This window comes from Actinomycetospora atypica (genome assembly GCF_042653685.1).
Classification (GTDB): Bacteria; Actinomycetota; Actinomycetes; order Mycobacteriales; family Pseudonocardiaceae; genus Actinomycetospora; species Actinomycetospora atypica.
Map to the genome: position 1 here is coordinate 72,429 of NZ_JBHSIV010000028.1, position 6,791 is coordinate 79,219.

Below are 6,791 nucleotides of genomic sequence, written 5' to 3' on the forward strand. Positions count from 1 at the left end.
GGTCAGTGGAGCGGACCGGCACTCGCCGACCGTGTCCGACGGACACGGATCCGCCGCGGCCCTCGCCCGTCCTCGACGCCCTGGATGCCAGCGATGTGCCATCGCTGACATTCAGCGTCAGCGACGTGCCATCGCTGACAGCGGGGCCCGGAGAGTCAGAGCGGCAGAAGAAGAGCGGTCGCCACGGCGGCGAGCCCCTCACCGCGCCCGGTCAGCCCGAGCCCGTCGGACGTCGTGCCCGAGACCGACACGGGTCCACCCGCGGCCTCCGAGAGCGCCTCCTCGGCCTCCCGGCGCCGGGTCCCGATCTTGGGCCGGTTCCCGATCACCTGCACCGCGGCGTTGCCGAGCCGCCAGCCGTCGTCGTGGACGAGGCGACGCACCTCACCGAGCAGGCGCACCCCGGACGCGCCCGCCCACTCCGGGCGCCCGGTGCCGAACACCGCGCCGACGTCACCGAGCCCGGCGGCGGACAGGATCGCGTCGCAGAGGGCGTGCGCGGCGACGTCGCCGTCGGAGTGCCCGGCGCAGCCCGGTTCGCCCTCCCACAGCAGCCCGGCCACCCAGCAGGGCGCGTCGGCGGTCAGCGGGTGCACGTCGGTGCCGATGCCCACCCTCACGTGAGCCTCGCCAGCGCGTCGGCCATCGCGAGGTCGAGCGGGGACGTGACCTTGAACGCACGAGGATCACCCGGCACGGTGACGACCTCGGCCCCGATCGCCTCGACGAGCCCGGCGTCGTCGGTCGCGCGGTTGTCCCCGGCGGCCTCGTGGGCGCGTCGCAGCACCGCGGGGTCGAACCCCTGCGGCGTCTGCACGGCGAGCAGACCGGTCCGGTCCACCAGGACGACACGCCCCTCGGCGTCGGCGCGGCGCACCGTGTCGGCGACCGGGATCGCGGGGACGACGGCGACATGGCCGTCACCGACGGCCTTCGCCACGGCGCGGACCACCTCCGGCGGGCACAGGCAGCGCGCGGCGTCGTGCACGAGCACGACGTCCGCGCAACCGATCGCCTGCAGGCCGCACGCGACGGAGGCCACGCGGTCGTGGCCACCCGGGACGACCCGGGCCGTCGTCGGGACGACCGCCCTCATCGCCTCGAGATGCTCCGCCGGGGCGACGACGATCACGTCGTCGACGATGCCCGACGCCAGCAACCCGTCGACGGCCCGCGTCACCATGGCGACGCCGGCCACCTCGACGAGTGCCTTCGGCAGACCGGCCCCGAGACGTTCCCCGGAACCGGCCGCCGGCACCACGGCCGCGACCCTCACCTCAGGAGGCGAGCACCTGGTCCAGCAGGGACTCGGCGGCCACCTCGTCGGTGCCCTCGGCGAGCGCGAGCTCGCTCACGAGGATCTGCCGGGCCTTGGCGAGCATGCGCTTCTCGCCGGCCGACAGGCCGCGGTCCTTCTCACGGCGCCAGAGGTCGCGGACGACCTCGGCCACCTTGTTGACATCACCCGACGCGAGCTTCTCGAGGTTCGCCTTGTACCGGCGCGACCAGTTGGTCGGCTCCTCGGTGTGCGGGGCACGCAACACCTCGAACACCCGGTCCAGACCCTCCTGGCCGACCACATCGCGGACGCCGACGATCTCGGCATTGTCCGCGGGGACCCGGACCGTGAGGTCGCCCTGGGCAACCTTCAGGACGAGGTACTTCTTTTCCTCGCCCTTGATCGTCCGGGTCTCGATCGCCTCGATGAGAGCGGCACCGTGGTGCGGGTAGACGACGGTCTCGCCGACCTTGAAAACCATGTGTCCTCTAGCCCCTTTCGCTGGCTCCAGGTTAACACGACTGCGACACGTGCTCCGCAGGGCGCTCGCCCGTCTTCGCAGGTCAGGGGGTTGACAAGTGGCGCGGGGCCGTGCTCGCCGAGGTCGGGAGGGCCGTCCGGGAGCCCGACGGCGGGGTCGGGGCCCGGCTGTGCGGGGGCGACGAGGGGGCGCGGGGGCTAGGGTGTCGCCGTTCGATCGACCGAATGCCCGCGCCGAGGAGGACCCCGCGTCATGACCCGCCGCCCGACGGGACGCGCTCGCACGGCGACGCTCGCCGCGACCCTGCTCGGCTCGGCCGCCCTGGTCCTCTCGGGCTGCAGCGCCGGCGCCGTCACCCAGACCGACACCACCGTCTCGTCGGTGGTCGGCACCCAGGCCCAGGCCGGGGAGCTCCTGCTGCGCGACGTGACGCTCGACCCGGGCCCGGAGGTCGTCGTGCCCGCCGGCGCGACCGTCACCGTGCGCGGCACGCTGATCAACCAGGCACTGGCCTCCGATCAGCTCGTGTCGGTGTCCTCCCCGTACGCGACCCAGGTCCGCGCCGAGGGCTTCACGACGATCCCCGGCAACTCGGCCACGCGCATGGTCGGCTCCGAGCCGGGCCCGGTCGGCCCGCCCTCGCCCACCCAGGTCAACGGAACGATGCGGATCACCCTCGCGGGTGTCACGCAGGTCCTGCACGAGGGCCCGACCTACCCGGTCACCTTCACGTTCGCCCGCGGCGGCTCCGTCACGGTCCCCGTCAACCTGAGCTCGACGGGTGCGATCCCCGCGAGCTAGGGGGTGCGCGAAGCGCCTGTGAGCACTAATCCGTCCCTGGGCACGGACTAGTGCTCACGGGCGAAGCACCTCACGGGCGGAGCACCTGCCCGAGCCGCTGCGTCGCGCGGGTGAGCGCGACGTAGAGCTCGGCCACGCCCCGCGGGCCCTGCGCCCGGATGCCGTCCGGGTCGACGACGAGCACGGCGTCGAACTCGAGCCCCTTCGTCTCCGACGGGGGCACGGTGTTCGGCGTCCCGGGCGGGCCGATGACGGTGCTCGTCCCCTCGCGCCCGGCCTCGTCGCGATTGAACTCCGCGATCACCGCCTGCAGCTCCTCGTCGCCGTCCACCTTCCGCGTCCACGGCGGGACGCCGGTGGAGCGCACCGACTCGGGCGGGACGACGTCGGGCGCGAACTCGGCGAGCAGCTCCGCGGCGACGGCCATGATCTCGGCGGGCGTGCGGTAGTTCACGGTCAGCGACCGGTAGGCCCAGCGGCCCGGCACGTAGCGATCCAGCACCGCGGCCCACGACCGCGCGCCCGCCGGCGACCGGCGCTGCGCCAGGTCCCCGACCACGGTGAACGAGCGCCCCGGGCAGCGGCGCATGAGCACCCGCCACTCCATCTCGGAGAGCTCCTGGGCCTCGTCGACGACGACGTGACGGTAGGTCCAGTCGCGGTCGGAGGTCGCGCGTTCGACGAGGCCGCGGACGTCCTCCTCGACGAACCGGTCGGCCAGCTCGTCGGCGCGGAGCAGGTTCTCCGGGGACAGCCCCAGGTCCTCGTCCTTCTCCTCGTCGTCGAGGGCCAGGCCCTCCAGCACGCGGTCGGCGTAGTCGGCCTCCTGGCGCCGTTCCTGCTCGGCGCGGTCGGTGGCGCGCGCCTCGTCGGGGTCGGGCCCCAGGAGGTCGATGAGCTCGTCGAGCAGGGGGACGTCGGGCACGGTCCAGGCCGTGCCGTCCGCGCGCCACCACGACGGGTCGGCGCCGGCGGCGCGCAGGCGCTCGACCGAGGAGAAGAGCCCGGCGAGCAGCGTCTCCGGGGTGAGGACCGGCCAGAGGACGTCCAGGATCCGGGCGAAGGCGTCGTCGCCGGCGAGCTCGACGCGCAGCTCCGCGATCAGCTCCTGCCGCGTCGCGCGGTCCTGGCGGTCGATCCAGCCCTTCCCCATCTGCGTGGCGGCCCGCTCGGTGAGCACGTAGGTCAGGATCTCGGCGAACACCGCCCGTGCCTGGTTGTGCGGCCGGCCGCTGGCGCGGGCCTCGTCGCGCGCCCACCGGGCCGTCGCGGCGTCGATCTGCAACGGGACGTCGCCCACGGCGATCGTCATGGGCTCGTCGGGCAGCCGCTGTTGCTCGGCGACGGCCGCCGCGAGCACGTCGAGGGCCGCGATCGCGCCCTTGCTGGCGGTGGCGCCGGGGCTGTCGTCGGCGGTGACGCGCAGGCCCGGGATGAACTCGCCGGTCGTCGAGAACACCACCTCGGACTCGCCGAGGGACGGCAGGACCCGGCCGACGTGGTGCAGGAACGCCCGGTTCGGCCCGACGACGAGCACGCCGTGGCGCTCCATGCGCTCGCGCTGGGTGTAGAGCAGGTAGGCCACCCGGTGCAGCGCGACGACGGTCTTGCCGGTGCCCGGCCCGCCCTCGATCACGACGACGCCCGGGTGGTCGAGCCGGATCACCTCGTCCTGCTCGGCCTGGATGGTCGCGACGATGTCGCGCATCCCCTCGCCGCGCGGGGCGTCGATCGCCGCGAGCAGCGCCGAGTCGCCCTGCTCGCCGTCGCCGGGGCGGCCGAGCACCTCGTCGGTGAAGTCGAGCACCCGCCGTCCGCGGGTGTGGAACTGGCGCCGCCGCCGCACGCCCTCCGGGTGCGCGGCCGTGGCGACGTAGAAGGCGCGCGAGGCCGGGGCGCGCCAGTCGAGCAGCACCGGCTCGTCGTGCTCGTCGCGCAGCCCGATCCGGCCGATGTAGGAGCGCTCCCCCTCGATGCCGTCGAGCCGCCCGAAGCACAGCCCGTCGTCGGCCACGTCGAGCCGCCGGAGCCGCCCGGCCGACGCCCGGACCTGGACGTCGCGCTCCATCGGTGAGCCGCCGGTCCCCAGCAGCGCCGCCCGGTACTCCTCCCCCACCCGCGCCCGCTCGGCGTCGAGCCGCGCGTGCAGATCCGCCACGTGGTCCTGCTCGGCCCGCAGTTCCTCGTCGTGCTCCCGGATCACTCTGGGGACTCCCTCCGTCGCTTCGGTGCCCGCGAAGTCTGGGCCACCACCCGGGGCTTGCCGGAAGCCCCACCACCAGCTATACGTTCGATACGGCGGGAGCGACGGGTGACCTCCGGCGACGAGTCCCGACGAGGCTGTCGGACCCCCCGCCTACTCTCCGGGCCGTGGTCACCAGGAGCGGCACGACGAAGGCCAGGGGCCGCGGCTTCGAGTGCACGGCGTGCGGGCACGTCGCGGCGAAGTGGCTCGGGCGCTGCCCGGGCTGCGGCGGCTGGGGCACCATCGAGGAGGGCCTGCCGCCGGCCGCGGCCGTGGGGGCGCCCGGCGGGGCACCGAAGCCCGCCTCCCGGCCGGCGAGCCCCGTGCGGTCCATCACCGAGGTCGGCCTCGAGACCGTCACCAGCCGTCCCACCGGGGTCGGCGAGCTCGACCGGGTGCTCGGCGGCGGCCTGGTGCCGGGCGCGGTGATCCTGCTGGCCGGGGAGCCGGGGGTGGGCAAGTCCACGCTGCTGCTCGAGGTCGCGGCCCGGCGGGCACGCATGGGCGGGACGGTCCTCTACGTCACCGGCGAGGAGTCGGCGGGCCAGGTGCGGCTGCGGGCGGAGCGCACCGGGGCCGTCGCGCCGCACCTGTTCCTCTCCGCCACGGCCGACCTGGAGGAGATCGCCGCCCACGTCGAGGCGGTCGATCCGGGGCTCCTGGTGGTCGACTCGGTGCAGACGATCGGCTCGCCCGAGGTCGAGGGCACGCCCGGCGGCGTCTCCCAGGTCCGGGCGGTCACCAGCGCGCTGGTCGCCCTGGCCAAACAGCGCGACCTGCCGGTGGTGCTGATCGGCCACGTCACGAAGGACGGCGCCGTCGCCGGGCCGCGCACGCTCGAGCACCTCGTCGACGTGGTGCTGGGCTTCGAGGGCGAGACGCACTCCACGCTGCGGATGGTCCGCGGGCTCAAGAACCGCTTCGGGCCCTCGGACGAGGTCGGGTGCTTCGAGATGTTCGACGGCGGCATCACCGAGGTGACCGACCCCACGGGCCTGTTCGTCGGGACCATGACGGGCACGGTGCCCGGGCAGGCGGTGACGGTCGCGATGGAGGGCCGGCGGCCGCTGATGGCCGAGGTGCAGGGGCTGGTCTCCCGCGTCGGCGGCGACGCCCCGGCGAGGCGCACGGTCTCCGACGTCGAGTCCGCGCGCGTCCTGAAGATCCTGGCCGTGCTCCAGCAGCGCTGCGGCCTGTCGCTGGCCCAGCACGACGTCTTCGCCGCGACCGTCGGCGGGATGAAGCTCCGCGAGCCGGCGGCCGACCTCGCGATCGCGCTCGCCATCGCCTCCTCGGCGCGCGACTCCCCGCTGCCCTACGGGACGGTGGTGCTCGGCGAGGTCGGGCTCACCGGGGAGGTCCGCCGTGTCCCGGCCACCGACCGGCGGCTGGCCGAGGCCGCGCGGCTCGGGGTGCCGAAGGCGATCGTGCCGTTCGGGCCCGGCACCGTCGCGCCGCCCGGGATGACGATCACCGAGGTCGACGACCTGCGGGGCGCGCTCGACGCGGTAGGCCTGGGGGGTGGGGCTAAGCGAGGGAGAACGGCGCCGGGGCGCTGACGGTCCCGTCGAGGCGGGTGAGCAGCTGGTAGTCGCCGCTCGGCACCGCCGCGCGCCCGCTCGGGCAGCCGGGCAGCGAGGTGCGGCCCGCCCAGCGCAGGCTGATCACCTGCTCCTGGCCGGGGGCGAGGGTGCGCACGTCGGGGTCGCCGCCGGGGGCGCAGTCGTCGCTGCCCCAGAGCCCGTCGCCCGCCTTCACGACGACGGCCATGGCGGTGCGGGCGGGCCCGACGTCGCGGGTGCAGGGCGCCTTGCCGGTGTTGGTGACGACGAGGCTGAACAGCGGGCGCTCGCCGCTGCCGTAGCGGGGCTTGTCGGTGCGTGCGGCGACCTTCAGCGCGGAGTCGGCGCAGGGCCCGGCCGCGGGCGCCGGGGCCGGTGCGGCGGCGCGCGGGGAGGGCGCGGGCGCGTCGCCGGCCGCGCCCG

The 6,791-nt window shown here is 75.1% G+C and carries 6 protein-coding genes and 1 pseudogene; 2 read left to right on the forward strand and 5 right to left on the reverse strand.

Going from position 1 to position 6,791, the window contains the following annotated elements; all coding sequences use genetic code 11:
• Positions 1-155: 155 nt before the first annotated feature.
• Genes ispF through ACFPBZ_RS22225 form a run of 3 tightly spaced genes read right to left on the reverse strand, consistent with a single transcriptional unit; the run spans position 156 to position 1,760 of the window.
• Positions 156-620 (reverse strand): 2-C-methyl-D-erythritol 2,4-cyclodiphosphate synthase, encoded by a 465-nt coding sequence (gene ispF / locus ACFPBZ_RS22215; protein WP_378038292.1) that lies wholly within the window; start codon positions 618-620, stop codon positions 156-158.
• Entirely contained in the window at positions 617-1,276 is a 660-nt protein-coding gene (ispD, locus tag ACFPBZ_RS22220) for a 2-C-methyl-D-erythritol 4-phosphate cytidylyltransferase (RefSeq protein ID WP_378038293.1), read from the reverse strand. Before ispD ends, ispF begins: the two co-directional genes overlap by 4 nt.
• 1 nt (position 1,277) lies before the next feature.
• The gene (locus ACFPBZ_RS22225) at positions 1,278-1,760 is read right to left on the reverse strand and encodes a CarD family transcriptional regulator (RefSeq protein ID WP_116707106.1); all 483 of its coding nucleotides are present in this window, start codon (positions 1,758-1,760) and stop codon (positions 1,278-1,280) included.
• A gap of 252 nt (positions 1,761-2,012) precedes the next feature.
• On the opposite strand from ACFPBZ_RS22225, the gene ACFPBZ_RS22230 reads away from it, so the two are divergent.
• Positions 2,013-2,561, forward strand: coding sequence for a copper chaperone PCu(A)C domain-containing protein (locus tag ACFPBZ_RS22230; protein ID WP_378038294.1), 549 nt, complete (start codon positions 2,013-2,015; stop codon positions 2,559-2,561).
• 70 nt (positions 2,562-2,631) lie between these two features.
• On the opposite strand, the gene helR is transcribed toward ACFPBZ_RS22230, so the two are convergent.
• Positions 2,632-4,764 (reverse strand): RNA polymerase recycling motor ATPase HelR, encoded by a 2,133-nt coding sequence (gene helR / locus ACFPBZ_RS22235; protein ID WP_378038295.1) that lies wholly within the window; start codon positions 4,762-4,764, stop codon positions 2,632-2,634.
• Positions 4,765-4,931: 167 nt separating this feature from the next.
• Between helR and radA the strand changes: the two genes are divergently transcribed.
• Positions 4,932-6,365 carry a DNA repair protein RadA gene (radA, locus tag ACFPBZ_RS22240; protein ID WP_378038296.1) on the forward strand — a complete coding sequence of 478 codons (1,434 nt, stop codon included), beginning with the start codon at positions 4,932-4,934 and terminating at the stop codon, positions 6,363-6,365.
• Here radA and ACFPBZ_RS22245 read toward each other — a convergent pair.
• Positions 6,334-6,791, reverse strand: a pseudogene (locus ACFPBZ_RS22245) (hypothetical protein); the annotation flags it as partial. The gene radA and the pseudogene ACFPBZ_RS22245 overlap by 32 nt on opposite strands.

What these genes read in the sequence shown, in the direction of transcription:
- ACFPBZ_RS22230 (WP_378038294.1), top strand. Translation starts at nt 2,013, where the DNA reads ATGACCCGCCGCCCGACGGGACGCGCTCGCACGGCGACGCTCGCCGCG.
- ACFPBZ_RS22225 (WP_116707106.1), bottom strand. Translation starts at nt 1,760, where the DNA reads ATGGTTTTCAAGGTCGGCGAGACCGTCGTCTACCCGCACCACGGTGCC.